This is a genomic window from Pseudomonas sp. ERMR1:02 (genome assembly GCF_002277815.1).
In the GTDB taxonomy this organism is placed as follows: Bacteria; Pseudomonadota; Gammaproteobacteria; order Pseudomonadales; family Pseudomonadaceae; genus Aquipseudomonas.
The window spans coordinates 55,972-73,781 of the sequence record NZ_NKJI01000025.1; the positions used below are offsets into that span (position 1 = coordinate 55,972).

The 17,810-nt window shown below is 54.1% G+C and carries 14 protein-coding genes and 7 pseudogenes; 8 read left to right on the top strand and 13 right to left on the bottom strand.

The window, feature by feature from the left end:
- Window positions 1-240: 240 nt before the first annotated feature.
- From CES87_RS28690 to CES87_RS32485, 3 genes and pseudogenes are all read right to left on the bottom strand, one after another.
- The gene (locus CES87_RS28690; protein WP_128608752.1) at window positions 241-810 is read right to left on the bottom strand and encodes a YSC84-related protein; all 570 of its coding nucleotides are present in this window, start codon (window positions 808-810) and stop codon (window positions 241-243) included.
- A 249-nt stretch (window positions 811-1,059) separates the two neighbouring features.
- Window positions 1,060-1,182, bottom strand: a complete 123-nt coding sequence (locus CES87_RS32480) for a DUF2514 family protein (RefSeq protein ID WP_256591129.1) — start codon at window positions 1,180-1,182, stop codon at window positions 1,060-1,062.
- A pseudogene (locus CES87_RS32485) lies at window positions 1,177-1,350 on the bottom strand (glycoside hydrolase family 19 protein); the annotation flags it as partial. The gene CES87_RS32480 and the pseudogene CES87_RS32485, both read right to left, overlap by 6 nt.
- A gap of 101 nt (window positions 1,351-1,451) precedes the next feature.
- Here CES87_RS32485 and CES87_RS28700 point away from each other — a divergent pair.
- Both CES87_RS28700 and CES87_RS28705 read left to right on the top strand, forming a co-directional pair.
- Window positions 1,452-2,207, top strand: coding sequence for a trans-aconitate 2-methyltransferase (locus tag CES87_RS28700; RefSeq protein ID WP_128608754.1), 756 nt, complete (start codon window positions 1,452-1,454; stop codon window positions 2,205-2,207).
- A gap of 6 nt (window positions 2,208-2,213) precedes the next feature.
- A pseudogene (locus CES87_RS28705) lies at window positions 2,214-2,459 on the top strand (IS4 family transposase); the annotation flags it as partial.
- 24 nt (window positions 2,460-2,483) lie between these two features.
- Here CES87_RS28705 and CES87_RS28710 read toward each other — a convergent pair.
- Window positions 2,484-3,260 (bottom strand): annotated as a pseudogene (locus CES87_RS28710) (transposase); the annotation flags it as partial.
- A gap of 143 nt (window positions 3,261-3,403) precedes the next feature.
- Here CES87_RS28710 and CES87_RS33775 point away from each other — a divergent pair.
- Entirely contained in the window at window positions 3,404-3,901 is a 498-nt protein-coding gene (locus CES87_RS33775; protein ID WP_256591130.1) for a hypothetical protein, read from the top strand.
- Between the two features lie 96 nt (window positions 3,902-3,997).
- On the opposite strand, the pseudogene CES87_RS33780 reads toward CES87_RS33775, so the two are convergent.
- Window positions 3,998-4,153 (bottom strand): annotated as a pseudogene (locus tag CES87_RS33780) (transposase); the annotation flags it as partial.
- A gap of 433 nt (window positions 4,154-4,586) precedes the next feature.
- Here CES87_RS33780 and CES87_RS28725 point away from each other — a divergent pair.
- The 3 genes and pseudogenes from CES87_RS28725 to CES87_RS32490 form a co-directional block, all read left to right on the top strand.
- Window positions 4,587-4,970 (top strand): annotated as a pseudogene (locus tag CES87_RS28725) (HAD family hydrolase); the annotation flags it as partial.
- 412 nt (window positions 4,971-5,382) lie between these two features.
- Window positions 5,383-7,556 (top strand): annotated as a pseudogene (gene glgX / locus CES87_RS28730) (glycogen debranching protein GlgX).
- 107 nt (window positions 7,557-7,663) lie between these two features.
- Window positions 7,664-7,858 (top strand): hypothetical protein, encoded by a 195-nt coding sequence (locus CES87_RS32490; protein ID WP_178081496.1) that lies wholly within the window; start codon window positions 7,664-7,666, stop codon window positions 7,856-7,858.
- 161 nt (window positions 7,859-8,019) lie between these two features.
- Here CES87_RS32490 and CES87_RS28745 read toward each other — a convergent pair whose 3' ends face one another.
- From CES87_RS28745 to CES87_RS28775, 7 genes and pseudogenes are all read right to left on the bottom strand, one after another.
- Window positions 8,020-9,438 (bottom strand): aldehyde dehydrogenase family protein, encoded by a 1,419-nt coding sequence (locus tag CES87_RS28745; protein ID WP_128608757.1) that lies wholly within the window; start codon window positions 9,436-9,438, stop codon window positions 8,020-8,022.
- Window positions 9,439-9,451: 13 nt separating this feature from the next.
- The gene (locus tag CES87_RS28750) at window positions 9,452-10,492 is read right to left on the bottom strand and encodes a homoserine dehydrogenase (protein ID WP_128608758.1); all 1,041 of its coding nucleotides are present in this window, start codon (window positions 10,490-10,492) and stop codon (window positions 9,452-9,454) included.
- A 298-nt stretch (window positions 10,493-10,790) separates the two neighbouring features.
- On the bottom strand, window positions 10,791-11,228 hold the full coding sequence (locus tag CES87_RS28755) for an Lrp/AsnC family transcriptional regulator (protein WP_128608759.1): 438 nt from the start codon (window positions 11,226-11,228) through the stop codon (window positions 10,791-10,793).
- Window positions 11,225-12,612, bottom strand: a pseudogene (gene thrC, locus CES87_RS28760) (threonine synthase). The gene CES87_RS28755 and the pseudogene thrC overlap by 4 nt, the downstream one beginning before the upstream one ends.
- Window positions 12,613-12,630: 18 nt before the next feature.
- Complete coding sequence (locus tag CES87_RS28765; RefSeq protein ID WP_128608760.1) at window positions 12,631-13,521, bottom strand: LysR substrate-binding domain-containing protein; 891 nt, start codon at window positions 13,519-13,521, stop codon at window positions 12,631-12,633.
- Window positions 13,522-13,571: 50 nt separating this feature from the next.
- Window positions 13,572-15,011, bottom strand: coding sequence for an amino acid permease (locus CES87_RS28770; protein ID WP_128608761.1), 1,440 nt, complete (start codon window positions 15,009-15,011; stop codon window positions 13,572-13,574).
- 139 nt (window positions 15,012-15,150) lie between these two features.
- Window positions 15,151-16,419, bottom strand: a complete 1,269-nt coding sequence (locus CES87_RS28775) for a cystathionine gamma-synthase family protein (protein WP_128608762.1) — start codon at window positions 16,417-16,419, stop codon at window positions 15,151-15,153.
- A gap of 249 nt (window positions 16,420-16,668) precedes the next feature.
- Here CES87_RS28775 and CES87_RS34660 point away from each other — a divergent pair, with 249 nt between their 5' ends.
- Both CES87_RS34660 and CES87_RS32730 read left to right on the top strand, forming a co-directional pair.
- Complete coding sequence (locus tag CES87_RS34660) at window positions 16,669-17,094, top strand: transposase domain-containing protein (protein WP_371858277.1); 426 nt, start codon at window positions 16,669-16,671, stop codon at window positions 17,092-17,094.
- Complete coding sequence (locus CES87_RS32730; RefSeq protein WP_256591128.1) at window positions 17,034-17,216, top strand: transposase domain-containing protein; 183 nt, start codon at window positions 17,034-17,036, stop codon at window positions 17,214-17,216. The genes CES87_RS34660 and CES87_RS32730 overlap by 61 nt, the downstream gene beginning before the upstream one ends.
- A gap of 366 nt (window positions 17,217-17,582) precedes the next feature.
- Here CES87_RS32730 and CES87_RS32735 read toward each other — a convergent pair.
- Window positions 17,583-17,810, bottom strand: a 228-nt coding sequence (locus CES87_RS32735; RefSeq protein WP_218196422.1) for a hypothetical protein, incomplete at its 5' end; no start/stop codon positions are given.

Sequence of the window (17,810 nt, forward strand, 5' to 3'; positions counted from 1 at the left end):
GTAATCATTGGCGCTCGCTGCAATCGAATGCCTACAAGTGCTCACAAGCGCGTGAGAGAGTCACGCAAAAGTCACGCACGCTTTTTCCCTCCCGGCGTCCTGCCGACCGAACACACCTCTTTCCACCTGTAACTTTTTCGTTGGCCGTGGTTTGACCAACTCCGCATTCTTAACGGCAACGAGGAGGCTAGCTAGCGGTCGCTTGAGCATCAAGCTGAAGCGACCGACCGACCGACGGTTTCAGCGATTGAGTTTAGTAATTTTTGATCCCTGCAATCCCAGCCCAGCCATTAAGCCCTTCTGATCAAAGATGAACGCATAGATGTCGGACTGAAGCGTTGAGGTGGTCAGCGACTTGGCCATGCCTGAGTCAACAACCACAATACTTGGGCCCACGCCTACCTCAAATCCGTTACCAGTTTTCAGATCGTTCAGCGCGGAACTGGTCATGAAGAACATGGCGTACCCAAACTTCTGCGCGCCCGCCTGAAGACCGTATGAAGCTGCAGTGGTCGAGTAGTATCCCGTGACTTTGCCGTTCTCGATCAATTCGCCTTCGCCATGCTGAGCACCGACGATGAGACCCGCTTTCAGCACATCCGGGAAAACGAGGATACCCTTTGCTCGCTGCGCTAGGACACGCGCTTGCGGCGTACTGATATATAAACTCTTTAACGCTGCTTTCGCTTCCTGATCCATCTGAGCGTCCGCAGCCATCGCACCAGAGGCGGAAGTTGATTGATCCGTTTGGCAGCCCGCAGTGATCGCGAAGATAGAAATCAATGCCATTATTCGAAGGTGTTTGATCATGAGGAATACTCTTTTTCTACCCTCGCCACTGAATGAACCTGCGTGACGACAGCCGTTGCTGATTAACGTCTAACAGATCCGACCTTTATTACGTCGTACTCACAAACAATTGGACTTTAGCCCTGCCAAGCGTTTGGTCAAATACAATGCGATGAACGCTACGGATCGCCCCAGCAAAACCAAAACAGATCGCGGTGGTTTTAGACAGCTTCTGCCCCCTCCCCGGCGTTCTGCCGACCGAACACATCCCTATTTCGCAATACCGTCATACGCCTGCTCGCAGGTCATACCCCTGCCTCTGGCTTGGTCAGCAACTTCAGCCAGGTCGCCCGCTCGCTGGTCAGCGCGCTTGAGCACGTCGGCAAGCACCATTGCGGCGCGGGCAGCTGCCTTGCCGATCTGGGCGATGAACGCGGCCACGCGCTTGACCCCGACAATCTGAAGCCGCTGCTTCGCCGTGTTGAGGACAGGTGCAAAAACGCCGGCTTGTTTGCCGGCGTTCGGGAGGATCTGCAGCAGTTGCTGCGCGGTAATGGGCATGGCTTTTCTCCGGGCAAAAATAAACCCGCTCGATGGCGGGCGATTTCGGATTTTTGGTGTAAAAATGCAAAGCTCAGCCATATATTTAGGAATGCTCGCGGATGACCTCGACACGCTCACCATTCCCTGCGGACTCTTTCAGACTTCTCGCTGCCGAGGAAGCTAAACACTGGTGGTTTCGCGCTAGAAATCGAGTTCTTCTTTGGGCCCTCAAAAGCAAGATCGGTCAATTCAGCAATTTTCTAGAAATTGGCTGCGGAACTGCTTTCGTACTTGAAGGGGTTAGAAACAGCTATCCAAATGCTGACCTGTATGGATCGGAGTATTTCGAAGAAGGTTTGATCCATGCTAAAGAGCGAATTCCATCAGCGACTTTCGTTAAGCTCGATGCAACTGCAATGTCAGAGGAATCTCACTACGATGTCATTGGAGCATTCGATGTTATTGAGCATATTGAGCAAGACCAATTAGTCTTGAACAACTTGGCTCGAGCATTAAAGCAAGGCGGCTCTCTACTTATTTCAGTCCCTCAACATCGCTGGCTGTGGTCACATGTTGATGAGTTCGCTTGTCATGTCCGGCGTTACACACGGCCAGAGTTGATAAAAAAAGTGAAAGCAGCAGGCCTTGAAGTGAAATACACCACTTCGTTTGTGAGCCTGCTTGTACCTCTAATGTGGATATCTCGGTCTAAACCACATGAAGGCGAATATGACCCGATGACAGAGTTTAAGATTCCGCGCTGGCTAAACAAAAGTCTGGAAATGGTAATGAGACTTGAGTTTATGCTACTAAAGTGCGGAATCAGACTGCCCGTCGGCGGATCTCTTCTTCTTGTTGCTACAAAAACCCAATAAAACTAGGCGGTTGCTCATAAGCGGGCGCCGAGCGAAGTGAGTTTCAAGTTCGCCTGTCGGCACATCGCCAGCCATCTCGTCGTCATGGCTGGAGCAGTGTCGCCGTCACACACACCAAGACGCCTGGAGGAACTTCGCGGCAGCATCGGTGTGCTTTTCATAACAAAACGCCCCAGGCCGGCGAGGCCCAAGGCGGTGAAGATGTCAAAAACCCGGTATCCGGTTAACCGCAAAGCTGCTCCGCTTAAGTGAACAGCATTGCCATTTATTGGGGCCTTTTGCTTTTAGCCGTTTTTGTTCCCCCACTTGTTCCCCCACTCTGGCCGTGCGATGAGCCGGTGTGGGTTCCACATCCACGATGACACCGTGCTCGGTATCGATCAGATAATTCGTGGAGTAAGCGTAGAACGCTGGGCCACCTGGAGCTGCGGTCCAGCGGGCTTGAGGATCAGTCAGCGATAGGCGCTTCGGTAGCGTTTCTGCCAGAGCCTCTTCATCGAGTGCCTCAAGATACTCACGCACGGCACGGGTGCTCAGGGCCGGATCGCTCCAGTTGACCTGTTCATCGCCCGGTACACCGCGCTGCCGGCTGGCATCCGCTTTGATGATGCTGGCGTCCACGGCAAAGCCTTCACCTTTGACCAAACCTGCGTCCATGCAACGACGCAGCACTTCATTGAACAGCCAGCGAAAGAGATCGCTTTCCCGAAAATGACCGTGTCGATTTTTGGAAAAGGTCGAGTGATTGGGGACTTCATCTTCAACGCTTAACCGGCAGAACCAGCGATACGCCAGGTTCAAAAGGGTCTCTTCGCACAGCCGCCGCTCGGAGCGAATACCGTAGCAGTAGCCGACGATCAGCATGCGGATCATCAGTTCAGGATCAATCGAAGGACGCCCTATCGGGCTGAAGAAGTCGGCGAGGTAATGGCGCAGGTCGCTCAGATCGAGACATTGATCAATGCTGCGCAGAAGGTGATTGGCTGGGATGTGGTCTTCAAGGTTGAACGAGTAAAACAATCGCTCCTGCCCCCTCGATAACTGTCCCATCATGCTGTGTGATCCCCCGCCGGCCAATGAAGAGATTTGCCGCAGGACAGACAAGGGAGCTACTTTTTCAACAGAATCGGCCAATAGCAGACGCACGTTGCGCAGTACGCAGCCTGGCCACGCTACCGTGGTTTGCCGCGGTCGGAATGTTGCTGGCTGAACGCTTTATCCAGAAGTCGCTGGTGCAGGTCACGCGCTACTTCATTGATCCGGCCATACGGGACGCGGCCATCGAATCAGTCATGGCACTGATCGGGCCGGAGACCAAGGTTCTGATAGGCCACTCCCTGGGGTCCGTGGTCGCCTACGAAGCAGCGCATCAATTGCATCAGCGACTGCCCTTGCTCGTGACTCTGGGTTCCCCCCTGGGCTTGCACTCGATCATCTATCAGCGGCTAGTGCCACAACCGCCCTGCTATCCCCCGATGGTACAACGCTGGGTGAATGTCGCCGATGTCAACGACCTCATAGCCGTCGAACCGGACCTGAGAGGGATGTTCGGTATTGGATTACCTGCGGATTCGATTTTCGAGAGTGAGTCCACTGTCGACAACGGTTCCGAACCCCACCGGGCTGATTTCTATCTGGGCAAGCAGGCTGTAGGCATTTTCTGCCGGCCAACTCACCACAACTACGCCTTTTGAATAAGGTACTTCGATTCGGATCGTAGCGGGAAGAGCTTGATGCGTCGCTATCGACGGCGCTGCCTTGACCGGAATAAACGCAGTTTGCAGTGCCAGGTTTTTCTGCGCGTGCACCCGAATCCATTTATGGACAAGGTTGGCATTGAGGTTGTGGCTCAAGGCGACATTAGCAATTGAAGTGTCAGCCTGCGCGCACTCTGCAATGACCTGGGTCTTGAAGGATTTGGAATAGGAACGACGTTCTTGTTGCATGGGCGTCCGCTTAAAAAGGCTAATAATGGTGTCCACTTAAATTTAGGTGGACACCATCGCCTTAAGCGAATGCGTCAGGAAGGTGTGTTGGCCGGACGGTTACTCCTCCGTTTCAAAAAAACAAGCTCCTCATTTCATGGGCACGGGAGAAAATTATGGGTAAGCGCCAAGCCACAGGGGTAGATCAAGCCTCTTCAAATAAATCCGAAATTCCCGATATCACTAAGCGCTCAGATGCCGGCCTGACTGACGACCAGCGAGTCAGTCGTGAGGAGTCTTCAGTGGATGGCGTACGAGTGAAGCTTGGCCCTGCTGACGTAGAAAGGATTCGAGATAAGTAGTCTGAACATTTTGAAAGCATGGCGTTAGTTGGTACGCCTCACCAGATAAGGGAGGTCGTCGATTGATGGCGATCTGGATAGTGGAGGGAAAAATGCGACCGCAAACCTCGTTCATTTTTGACCTGGACGGCACTCTGACTGACAGCGTTTATCAAAACGTAACAGCTTGGAAGGAAGCTCTCGACTCGGAAAACATCCCACTGTCGATGTGGCGGATTCATCGCAAGATCGGTATGAGCGGCGGGTTGATGCTTAAAACTTTATCCCGCGAGACAGGGCTGGACATCACTGATGAGCAAGCTGATCGGCTTAGCAAAAAGCATGCAGAAGCCTATAAGGCCATGCGCAGCAAAATTATGCCGTTGCCTGGTGCTATAGAGCTGTTATCGATGCTCACCAGCGAGCGGTTGCGTTGGAGTATTGCAACCAGTGGTGGCATTGAAACTGCTGAAATTAATCTCAAGGCGTTAGGCATCGCGGATGCGAAGCGAGCCGAAGCAACTCAGATATGGGTTCGCGCAAGACGGTTAATGAGTCAGGAGTCTCCTGTTTAATTACGTTAGAACCGAAAATTACCATCGATCAGGCAGCGAACCGAATACATCGGAATGATGCCGCGCAAACGGGCAGTCATGTTAAGGCCCACGACTGCCTGAAGGGCTTCATCAGCCCGGAACCAGCAATCATGGTCACTCGCTGAATGACAATGGCATTCGCGCGCAGAGAAATGGGGCTGCAAATCCCTTTGGAATTGGGAGATAGCTACCGCCGCAAGCATTCGTATCAGCTCGCCAGCAAATATCCTGAACTGTTCCTTACCTGGGGCTTCTATCGATAGAGATAGTTTGTCATCCGTCCTTTCCGAATCTTTTCCAGGAGTGTTTGATCATGACTGATCAACCCGTGAGCGGCAGTGCATCAAGCCAAGATCGTCCAGCTAGCCGCGTCAGTGAAGGCCTACCCTATCCATTAGGCGCAACATGGGACGGTTCAGGAGTTAACTTCGCTATTTTCTCCGCGAACGCCACCAAGGTCGAACTGTGCCTGTTCAACGCTGACGGCCAAGAAGAAATCGAACGCATAGCACTTCCGGAATTCACCAATGAAATTTGGCACGGATACCTTCCCGACGCCCGACCGGGAACGCTCTACGGATATCGCGTGCATGGCCCGTACGATCCGACAAACGGTCACCGCTTTAACCATAACAAGTTACTGATTGACCCTTACGCCAAGCAGATCTCAGGTGAGTTGAAATGGGACGACGCGCTGTTTGGCTATACCGTAGGTCACGAAGACGGCGACTTGTCATTTGATGAACGTGACAGTGCTCCATTCATGCCCCGTTGCAGAGTCATCGACCCGGCGTTCTCATGGGGCAACACCGCAAAACCGTGTGTGCCCTGGGAAAACACTGTTTTCTACGAGACTCATGTACGCGGTTTCACCATGTGCCATCCCTCGGTACCAGAGTCTGACCGCGGCACCTTCGCGGCCTTCCATCAGTACGACGTGGTGGAATATATCCGCTCACTTGGCGTGACATCTGTGGAACTGATGCCGGTGCATTACTTCCTGGATGACAACCATCTCCTTGAAAAAGGCCTGCGCAATTTTTGGGGCTACAACACGCTGGGATTTTTTGCCCCGCACGCGCGTTACATGGCGGGACAGTCCATTGGCGAGTTCAAGATCATGGTTGCGCGCTTTCATAAAGCGGGGTTAGAGGTAATTCTCGACGTCGTCTACAACCACACTGCCGAAGGGAATGAAATGGGGCCTACCCTTTCACTCAAAGGTATCGACAACGCTAGTTACTATCGCCTGATGCCTGACGATGCACGCTACTACATCAATGATACGGGTACAGGCAACACACTCAACATGAGTCATCCTTGCGTATTGCAAATGGTGACCGACTCCTTGAGGTACTGGGGCTCGGAGATGGGTGTAGATGGATTTCGATTCGACCTGGCCACGATTCTCGGTCGTGAGCCTGAGGGATTCAGTGAGGGCGGCGGTTTCCTCGACGCTTGTCGTCAGGATCCTGTCCTGGCGAAGGTGAAGCTTATCGCCGAGCCATGGGACTGTGGCCCAGGAGGCTATCAGGTCGGCAATTTCCCTCCAGGCTGGATGGAGTGGAATGACAAGTTCAGAGACGTCTCTCGCGCTTTCTGGAAAGGTGACGACGAAATGCTGGGCGAGTTCGCCAAGATTTTCTTGGTTCTGGTGAGCAATTCAATCTACGCGGCCGTAAGCCTGCTTCATCGGTCAACTTCATCACCGCCCATGACGGCTTCACCTTGAATGACCTCGTCTCCTACAACGACAAACACAACGAGGCCAATGGCGAGGACAACCGTGATGGCCATTCTGATAACCGCTCGTGGAATTGCGGTGTGGAGGGGCCGACCGAAGACCCTGCCATCATCGAGCTGAGGTATCGGCAGATGCGCAATCTTCTGGCCACGCTGTTCTTGGCCCAAGGCACACCGATGCTTCTGGCGGGTGACGAGTTTGCTCGTACCCAAGGCGGGAGCAACAACGCCTATTGTCAGGACAGCGAGATCGGCTGGGTGGATTGGAATGTCAGTGAAAAAAGTAGCGAACTACAGGAGTTCGTCAGATACCTGATCGAGCTACGCAAACGCCACCCTCTGCTTCGTCGCACCCGCTTCTTCACTGGCGAGTACGATGAAAGCCTCGGCGTTAAGGACGTGAGCTGGATCCAGCCAAGTGGCGATGAAATGGGCATGGAGCAGTGGCAGGACGGCAGTAACCGCTGCATGGGCATACTTCTAGATGGTCGTACCCAAACAAGCGGCATTCGCCGTGAAGGTGTCGATCATTCGCTACTGATCATCGTCAATGCTCATCACGATGTGGTGAGTTTCTTACTGCCCGAAGTGCCACAGGGCCAAGAGTGGATCCTTCAACTCGACACCAATCAGACGGAGCTAGACCCTGGTGAGACATTTGCCTTCGGCGATGAATACCAAGTTACAGGGCGCTCAGTGCTGATGTTCGAATTGAAAAAGCCTGCCAAGAGAAAACGTCACTAAATGATGATGAACACCGCCGTCGCATTCATGCACTTCGGTGTTCTCATAATGATCATCAAGAGCAGGTTCAGCCAGCCTTTCGATATCTTCGGCCATGAGTTCATTATGTGAAACCAACCAAAAAGATCGCCATCATGAAAGTTTTCAAAATTCTGCCAATCACTTTCTCACCGGGCTGGGAGTTCGAAAACATTTCTCACCGCCGTCGTATTGATCGTCTTCAAGACGCCGGTCAACTCCCCTTTTTTCGTCACGCGATCCAGGATGGGGTATGCAAAAGCCCCAGAGCAACTGGCGGCTAACGAGAGGCTTAAGGACAACAATGCCGTGGTTTTCCAGGCAAACCATCCGCGCATGAGCCATGAATAGTGCGGGTCAGTCAGTATTGAAAAAAACATCGGGTGTCACGGGACGAGCAACGTCACCCGATGTAAGGTCGACGGTAATTAGCTACTTTGATGGCTCAACCCATTTCATTGATGCAAACCACTTTGGGCTGCGTCATGTCCTCATAGGCAAACCGAACACCTTCTCGCCCCAGACTTCCGTACTTGAAGCCACCGAAAGGCATGGCATCGAACCGATAATCGGAAGAATCATTGATCATCACGCCACCGGCTTCAATTTGGCGCGCCAATTTCAAGGCCTTGGAAAGATCGCGTGTGAACAGACCCGCGTGCAAGCTGTATTCCGGCGCGTTGGCCAGAGCAACGGCATCATCCAGGTCGTCAAACGGCTCCAGGATGACCACCGGCGCGAAGACTTCCTGCTGCCAAATTCGACTGTTATGGCTTACACGCTCCAGAACAGTCGGCGCATAGCTTCCCGCCTGGCGTTGGTGGCCGCAGAGAAGAAGAGCCCCCTCGGCCAGCGCTTCGTCCACCAATTGTTCGGTGCGACGAGCCGCCTGCTCCGTAATCATCGGGCCAACATCTGTTGCTCGCTGATCAGGATCACCCAGTACCAATGCACGCGTTTGACTGACGAAACGCTCACGGAAATCATTGTAGATTGAACGGTGTACGAGGATGCGCTGGGTGCCGATGCAGTTCTGTCCTGCTGCCCAGAAGGCGCCAGATACACAAGATTCTACGGTCGGTTCGAGATCGCAGTCTTCGAGCACGAGAACCGGTGCATTCCCCCCAAGATCCATGGCCAGCTTCTTCAAGCCTGCACTACGAGCAATGGACTCCCCTGTGGCAAAACCACCCGTGAAGGAAATCATCCGCACTTCGCGCAGCTCCACCAATGCTTTCCCCAGATCGACGCCTCCGGTGGCCGGGGTTACCACAGACGAAGGCAGCCCCGCTGCCACCAGGCATTCAACCAGCTTGAGAGCAGACAACGGTGCGAGCTCTGAGGGTTTCAGGATCACGGCATTGCCACCGGCGATGGCCGGGCCCAGTTTATGGGCGACCAGGTTCAGCGGATCGTTGTACGGGGTGATCGCGACAATAAGCCCCAACGGTTCGCGAGTGAACCAGCCTTGGCGCGATTCGGAGCCTTCATATGCCTCAAATGGAATCACTTCCCCGGCGTTACGACGAGCTTCTTCCGCCGATAGCTTCAGCGTGTTCACACAACGCTTCACTTCCTTCTCTGCTTGTCGCAGCGTCTTTCCCGCCTCTGCAACAATGAGTTTGGCAAACGCTTCAGCCTCAAGCTCTACACGCCGGGCCGTTTCCTCAAGGATGCGTGCACGAAGGTGACGAGGCATTGCCGCACTTTCACGCACGCCAATTCGCGCACGCTCCAGCAAGCCAGGAACAGCGGTGGCATTGAGACAAGGGACGCTTCCCACCAGGCGACCATCGAATGGACTGAACACATCAATCTGTTTGGCATCAACAAGCTGGATGCTGGCCATGCTGGATACGCTCATGACTACTCTCCTATTACTTGCCGTGGGTGGTATGGATGGCGATGATGTCTGACAGCAATGCAAAGGCAGTCTCAATACGACCTGCTCCAGGGCCAGATACAGTGACGGCACCCAACAGCGCAGTATTGAACGACACCGCGTTCGTTGCACCGCAAATACCTGAGAGAGGATGCGAGCTCGACAGCAATCGAGCCTCAACACGCGCTGTAACCGAGCCATCAATTTCGCGATTGGCAGCACCGATCAGTTTCCAGCTTGCACCATTGGCGCTTGCCTGGGCGATGTCTTCTGGACTGATGCTGCTAATCCCTGAGCAAGCCACATCGCTGACGCTCAATCGAGCATTGAGCAGTTCGTTGGCGAGGATCACCACCTTGAGGCGCACGTCAAACCCCTCCACATCGGCAGTTGGGTCAGCCTCGGCATAACCGAGCTGTTGAGCCTCGGCGACTGCGTCGTTAAAAGTCAGGCCGTCCTTCATGCGGGTCAGCACGTAGTTGGAAGTCCCATTGAGGATGCCTTCAAAGCCCTGGATTTCTGCACCTGCCAGAGCCTGTCTTGCCAGGCGAATCACCGGCGTACCGCTCATAACCGAACCTTCGTACTCGAAGGCAACACCATTGCGACGGGCCAATTCCTTAAGCTCAGCGCCATGCAGCGCAATTGGGCCTTTGTTGGTCGTCACGACATGGATGCCGCTTTCCAGAGCCCAGCGGCAAAACGTAGTCGCGGGCTCACCATCGACAGGATTGGTGAAGGTGGCTTCAGCGATCATGTCAGCACCCGAATGCTTAATGATGGTTTCGTTCAGCGCCTCGGTGGTGCCTCCTGGCAGTTGAGCGAATGCTCCCTTCTCGATAGGCAGAGCGACCAACTCCTTTGCATCCAGACCATCCTTAGCAACGATGGAACCGAGAAAAAGATCCGTCACACCGACGATTTTGATACCAAAGCCCAGAGATGCTTTCCACTCGGCGTTGCAATCTGCGATCAGTTGAGCCAAGCCACGGTTGACGCCACCAAAACCCACCAGGGCAATTTTGTATTCAGTCATGAAAGCAGTCCTCTTAGACGTTGTTCGATAGGAACATCGTAAGAGTCGGGCTCTGGCAGTTGAATATGGCAGAGTGCTGTATTAGTTGGCCGTTTTGCTCGTGCGCAGTGTCACCCCGACGGATTCCGGGAAGCTCGCATGCAGTCCCCCTGTAGGAACTGGCTTGCCAGCGAAAACCCGAGAGCGATACGGTTCCCATCAGTGCGCGTAATCGTTCGCGACCTTCGCTGGCAAGCCAGCTCCTATTACAGGGAATTGGGCGCGTCGGCAAAAGTCCGGGTGGCTATCAGCGTTGTGTTCAAAACACTGCAGAAAGGACGAATGAGGTGACGGTGTTCTCCACCCCAGGCATCGCAGAGATTTCTTTCCAAACATGATGAACGCGTTCGGGAGAAGCAGCATTGACTCGAAGCATCAAATCAAACTCACCGCTCAATACTTCACACTGAACCACCTCGGGGATTGAGCGCAGCGCAGCAAGAACCGCTTCTCCACGCATGCGGTCGTAGCGGTAGACAAAGATCACTGCGCTGATCAGCGATGAGGGCTTTCGGGAATCACCGAGACGTACCGTATAACCCTGGATGGCGCCGTCTCGCTCAAGACGCTCAATGCGCTGGCGCACGGCATTGCGAGACAAGTTAACCTTGGCACCCAGCTCGACATGGGCGATTCGAGCATTCGCTGTAAGTTCGGCAAGTATGCGTTCATCCAGCGGATCCAGAATGCGCTTCATGCGTGCCTCTGCTGCGCAAACAAGAGGGCCCGGCAAAGACCGTCCAGATCGCCTTTAGCCAAACTCGGTGGCCGAGCATGCACGTCCGCAGGCGTTGGCACCTCTCCCTGCCAGACACCCAACTCGGCCAATAGCGCCGCAGACCTGGCCGGAGCAATTTGCCCAAAGGTCACCATAGGCGCCCCTAGACTGCGTCGATGAATTCGGCCAGCCAGCACGCCTACAGCGGTATGGGGATCGATTGCAGACCCGGTCTCACGGAACAATTTGACGACTTCGTCGCGAACCTGTGCTTCGTCTACTGCATAGGAATCGAACAGAACCCGGGCTCGGAGCCATTGCTGGTTGCCAATACTCAACTCGCCGCAGTCTTCAAAGTGCTCCATTAGCGCCTTCGTTGAGCGCCCATCGTGCCCATACAACTCCCAAATGAACCGTTCCAGGTTTGAGTACAGGGAGAAATCCATCGCAGGAGATAACGTTCGGTTGCTCGCTCGGGTCGAGTAGCGATTGCGATGAATGAACTGGTGAAGTGCATCATTACTGTTCGTGGAAATGATCACCTGATTGATGGGTAATCCCATTTTCTGAGCAATGTAGCCGGCGTAGATCTCGGCAGAGCTGGCTGCTGGAACGCTGAAGCCTACAGGACGTGTCCCGCCGCCCAGCTGCAGGGCAGCGTGGAAATAAAATACGATCTGTGCGAGGACGCCGACCCAGTTGGTGGAGTTGAAACAGATCGGTATGACCCCGTCTAACGGCCAGTCGCGCAAGAGCCGAGAGACCAACGTCTGGCAGTCGTCGAAATTACCGTCTACTGGAAAAAGCTGAACCCGCTCAGGGTCTGCTGCCTGCAGGGCAGAGAGTTGCTCAGCCGATATCCCATTGCGTGGATACAGTATCGCCATGCGCGTGCCGGGCAGTCAGCAAACGCCTCAAGCGCAGCCAGTCCGGTATCACCATTGGTCGCACCGACGATCAGCGCTTGTGCACCGACCTCACCCAGGAAATGCTCCACCAGGCGCGATTGCAGTTGCGCAGCGAAATCTTTGGAAGAATGGGTTGGGCCATGAAACAGCTGGAGTATCCACTCGTTATGGCCAATCTGTTCAAGTGGCGTAATGGCGCGGTGGTTAAAGTTTCGATAGCTGTCGCTCAGCAAGGCACGCAGAGTGCTTTCGTCCATGGTAGAGCCAACAAAGGGCGAGACCACGCGCCAGACCAGCTCATCGAATGGTAGCCACGACCAATTGGCAATCTGCTTCTCGGTGAAGGCAGGCAAACTTGCCGGGACATAGAGTCCGCCATCTTCGGCAAGCCCCGACAACACCACACTGCGAAAGTCCGCCCCCACGTCTGCGCCGCGTGTGCTTACGTAATGCATGAAGACTCCAGATCAGAATTACAAAAGGCGGTGGGCTTGAGCCACCAACCAGGTAGAAAAAGTCGCGGCGTCAGGCGAAAGAACATCGGCCTGCCCGCGCACTAGATAAAAAGACTCGCTGGCCTCGATTCGGTGACTGAATGGAGCAATCAGGTGCCCACTCTTGAGCAAATCCTCCACGACGGAAGACCGCGCCAAGGCAACGCCCTGCCCCAGTTCTGCCAGGCGAATGGTGGAAATAAGTGTGTCGAACTGAAGACCACGGGAATAATCGACATCGTCTGCTCCAACCCGCTTCAACCAGTAACCCCAACCTTCCTCGTACCCCAACACATGCAGCAGAGAATGGTTCATCAAATCGCGCGGCTCACGTATCGGCGAGCGGGCCATGAGCGCTGGCGAGCAAACGGGCTGGAGGACGTCCCAGGTTAATCGCTGAGAGTGCAATCCCGACCACTCACCACATCCCCAGCGAATCTCCAGGTCATCTTCTCCGTCCGGTTCCTTCACCCAAATGTTGCTGATATATCGGATGTCGATATGGGGAAACTCTCGGCAAAAATCCGCGAGTCGAGGGGCCAACCAATAGTGAAGAAAGGACAGGCTGCCACGCACCTTCACATGCCTGCGATTGTGCTGGCCAAAAATCTCGTTGGTACCCACGGCAAGACGACTGATCGCGTCTTGTACTACCGGCAGGTACGACTGCCCTTCTTCAGTCAAGCCAAGCCCTCGGGGCAGGCGCTTGAACAGCGCTACCCCAAGGTGACCCTCCAACTGACGGATCTGCTGACTTACCGCACCTTGAGTCAGGTGCAGCTCCTCGGATGCATGGGTGAAATTCAAATACCGCGCCGACACTTCAAATGCCCTCAGCCAATTCAAGGGCGGTAGTGTTTTTTGACTCATCGGCGCAACCTCTTCGGGAATTATCTGTGCTCAATCATCGCCTGAGCCATTCACGCTGCGCCAGCGGGATGATGTGCCGCTGCTTCCAATGCCAAGCGCTCTTCGCGCTTCTTGCGAGTGATCCAATAAACGAAGTAGCACCACGCGATAAATGGAAGACCGAAGTAAAGCGCTACTCGCTGCTCAGGATCAAAAGCGATACCCACACAGGCCAGCAAACAACACAACAGAGCACCGATAGGAACCCAAGGGTAGCCGCGCACACGGAAATGCAGATCCTCGACTCGCCCGCCATTGGCGACGTACTGGCGTCGGAAAGCAATTTGGCTCGCGGCGATGCTCATCCACACGATCACGACCGCGAGACCCGATATCGACACCAGCGCCAGGTAAACCGTATCAGGGGCAAGCACGCTGCTGAGCAGAGACGCCATCGCCCCCGCCATACTCAAAACAATCGCGTTGACCGGTGTGCCCCGGCGCGAAAGCCTGGCGTAGCGCTTAGGCATGTGGCCCTGATCACTCAACGTCCAAAGCATGCGCGAAGCCGCATACAGCCCCGAGTTGGCGGCGGAAATCAACGCCGTGAGAATGACGAAGTTCATAATGTCAGCTGAATACGGGATGCCGATCAGGTCGAACACCATCACGAAGGGACTTTCTACCACTCCCGCCTGCTCGCGGGGCAACAAGGTCGCCAGTACGAAAATCGTGCCCACAAAGAACAGCGCCAGACGCACCACCGTCGTACGGATCGCCTTGGGTACGCTTGTCTGTGGATCCTGCGCTTCACCTGCCGCAATTCCGATAAGCTCAGTCCCGGAAAATGCGAAAGAGACCGCTAGAAGTGTCATCGCAATGGGCAAGAGCCCGGTCGGGAAAAGCCCTTCACGGGTAAAGTTCGAGAGCCCGGCACCTTGCAGGTGCTGTACCTGGAAGAGACCGCAAATAGCCCCACCACCAATGACAATAAACGCAATGACGGTCAGCACTTTAATGAGCGAAAGCCAGAATTCGGTTTCTGCAAACAAACGAACAGAGACAACATTGCTTAAAAAGACCGCAATGGCAAAAACCGCGCTCCAGATCCACACCGGTGTATCAGGGAACCACCGAACCATCAGGATGCCCGCAGCCGTAAATTCAGAGCCGATAGCGACTGCCCAAGTGAGCCAGTACAGCCAGGCCACCGTATAGCCCGTACCTGGGCCCAGGTATCGAGTTGCGTAGCTACTGAAAGATCCGGTTTCTGGCATCTGCACCGCTAATTCACCAAGACAGACCATTACCAGATACACCATCACCGCACCGATCATGTAGGCAATCACTGCGCCGAGCGGCCCGGCTTGATTAACGGTGTAGCCGGAGGTAAGGAATAATCCCGTACCGATTACGCCGCCCAACGCCAACATGACGATGTGGCGGGTTTGCATTTCTTTTTTGAATTTCAATCCTGGGTCGGACTGATCATTGTTTGTCTGGATAGTCATAGCGATATTCTCATGAAATGTTCGGACAACAATTTCTTGTAACCGACTATTAGTCAGCACAATTAACTGTCGCTAGTTGTTATTGTTTTCACTATTCATGAAGGACTATCCGGTATTAAAACCGGACGTCTTACCCGAGTCAGATTCCCACCTCAGTGAAAGCCTCGGTGTTTCCAGCGTGGAGACTTGCATGACCTTGTTTACTGCGAACTAACGCAAATGCTTGTTTAAGATCAGCCAACAAATCGGCCGTATCTTCAATACCTACGGAGACCCTGACCAAACCCTCGGAAATTCCGAGCGCCTTGCGTTCCTCCAGGGTGTTTTCCACGTGGCTGGTTGTCCGTGCCGGCCCGTAGATGGTTTCAACCGCTCCCAGGTTACCCGCCCGATGTGCATACTTGAGCAGCGGTAACAAACGCGTCACTGTGTCCATGCCGCCTACCAGCACGAAGCTGACAATGGCGCCAAATCCGCGCATTTGCGAGCGAGCAATCGCATGCCCTCGATGTTGAGGTAGTCCCGGATAATTCACAGACTCCACCAGCGGCTCGGTGCACAGGTACTCTGCCAGTGCTTGTGCGCTCGCCTGTTGCTGGCGAAGACGCAAAGCCAGAGTCTTGATGCCCCGAATAATGAGATAAGCCGAGAACGGATCCAGCGAGGCCCCATTGATTTCGCGGTAATGGCGGACTTGAGTCATCAGATGCTCGCTGCCACAGACCACACCGCCAAGCACATCGCCATGACCGGACAGGAACTTGGTCGCACTGTGCACGACCACATCTACCCCGAGAGCAAGGGGATTCTGATTCAAAGGGGTCGCGAACGTATTGTCTGCTATGACCAAAGCCCCAACATGCTTCGCCGCCGCCACCAGACGTCGTATATCCAGAACCTTCAGTGTCGGGTTCGTCGGGGTTTCCAGGTAAAGGACATTGCAGCCTTTAGCGATCTCATGCTCGATAGCTTGCGTATCGTGGGTATCGCAAAGCGTGATCTCGACGCCCATGCGAGGGAGAAACTCTTCAAAGATCTTGTTTGTACCACCGTAGCTGTCACGGGTAGAAACCACGCGCTGACCACAGGACAGGAAGGTATGCAGCACACCACTGATGGCCGCCATCCCGGTACTGAAAGCAACAGCCGACTCTGCGCTTTCCAGTTCGCAGAGTTTGTCTTCCAGGACAGAGACAGTAGGGTTGCTCATGCGGCTGTAAATGAAGCCAGGCTCTTTACCCAACGCCACGTCATACCATTGATCGATGTCTTGGTAACCGTAGGCGGCACTGACTACGATGGGCGTCTGGGTAGCGTTGTAGGGATGCTGAACTTGCTCCCCTCCCCACACCACTCGGGTCCCCAAACCAGCACCCTGGCTCAGGCCAGGTTTTAACTTGTCATCCATAAATCTATCTCGCATCGATGAAACACATAGGTGTTCCGATTGGGATTGCGATGACTATAGGGAAGGTCTGAGCGTGTGAAAAATCATGTTATCTGGGGCTAAGGGGTGCTTTTTTTAATGGGTGTTCGATATGAAAGGGCCATTGTGTGCTTTGACCCCTCCTCCAGAAAATTGTGGGAGCCAGAGAGATCGCCGACATTCGAAAATTTGGGGCTTTTCAATTAGGCAGCTCGTTACCGGCTTCCTGTCGTGGGGATTCCATGCGCACTTGGACACTCATTCCACGAGCACTTGGACAGTGATCTCTCACTGATCCGACCCAAGCTCAGGCAGGCAGCAACGCAGGATTATTCACTACCATCGACCTCTTTTCTCGAAGCGAAGAGGTCGTCGTGGAGCGTATATCCATGCGTAAAATCCGATGCCTGTACTGGCATCGGATTTTTTTATGCGTCTCGCTCGGGCATTGGAACTCACCCACAACATCGTCTCCACTCCAAATTCAATCGAGGGATTGGACTCCTTGCTCGATCCTCTTTGGTCGAGCAGGCACTGGAACAGGCAGGCGTAGCGACCTTGCGCAAGCGGCGTTTGCCATTGGAAATGATGCTTCGGTGCGTTATCTCCATGGCGTTCTTTCGGCGCATGTCGGCGTGGATGTGGTCAGCCGCATGAACATCATGCTGCCGGGCCAGCGCCCGTTAGTGGCACCCAGCGCTGTGGTCCAAGCCCGTCAGAGATTGGGCAGCGAAGCTGTTCGACAGGTCTTCGATCTGACTCAGAAAGTTGACGACTGATAGATAATGAACCCGTGGCGCCACGCTTCGAAATGCTCAACAACATGGGGGATTTATCACTTCAGCAGCCATCGCGAAACCTGCGTTGGAACTGATGCATTGACATTTTGGAGCAATCAATCATCAGTACCGCAAAATGACGACGGTGAATCAAGGGTCCACAAAGTATCTCTAACGTCAATCCAGATCGCAGATACAAGTCGCTGACCATTCAAAGCTCAAACCGCACCCAAGTTTTCAGGTAATCCGCAATTGCGCCCGCCGTCCCTCACTCTCGTTGAGCATTGATCTGTCCGCACGCAACCCTCGACCATTCACGACAAAATGGGCCGATTCCTTAGTGGGGGTAAAAGTGGGGGGATTTTTCTAAGCATGAAAAAGCCCAACCTTTTCAGATTGGGCTAAGTCATTGAAAAATATGGTCGGGACGGAGTGATTCGAACACTCGACCCCTAGCACCCCATGCATGCGGAGATCGCTGTAACCCGCTAAATCAAAGGCTCCGCGCTTGGCGCTCGCTGCAACGATGCCCAACAGTGCGCAACCGCGTTTTACAAAGTCACTAGGAAAGTCACTGAGACTTTTTGGCCCCTC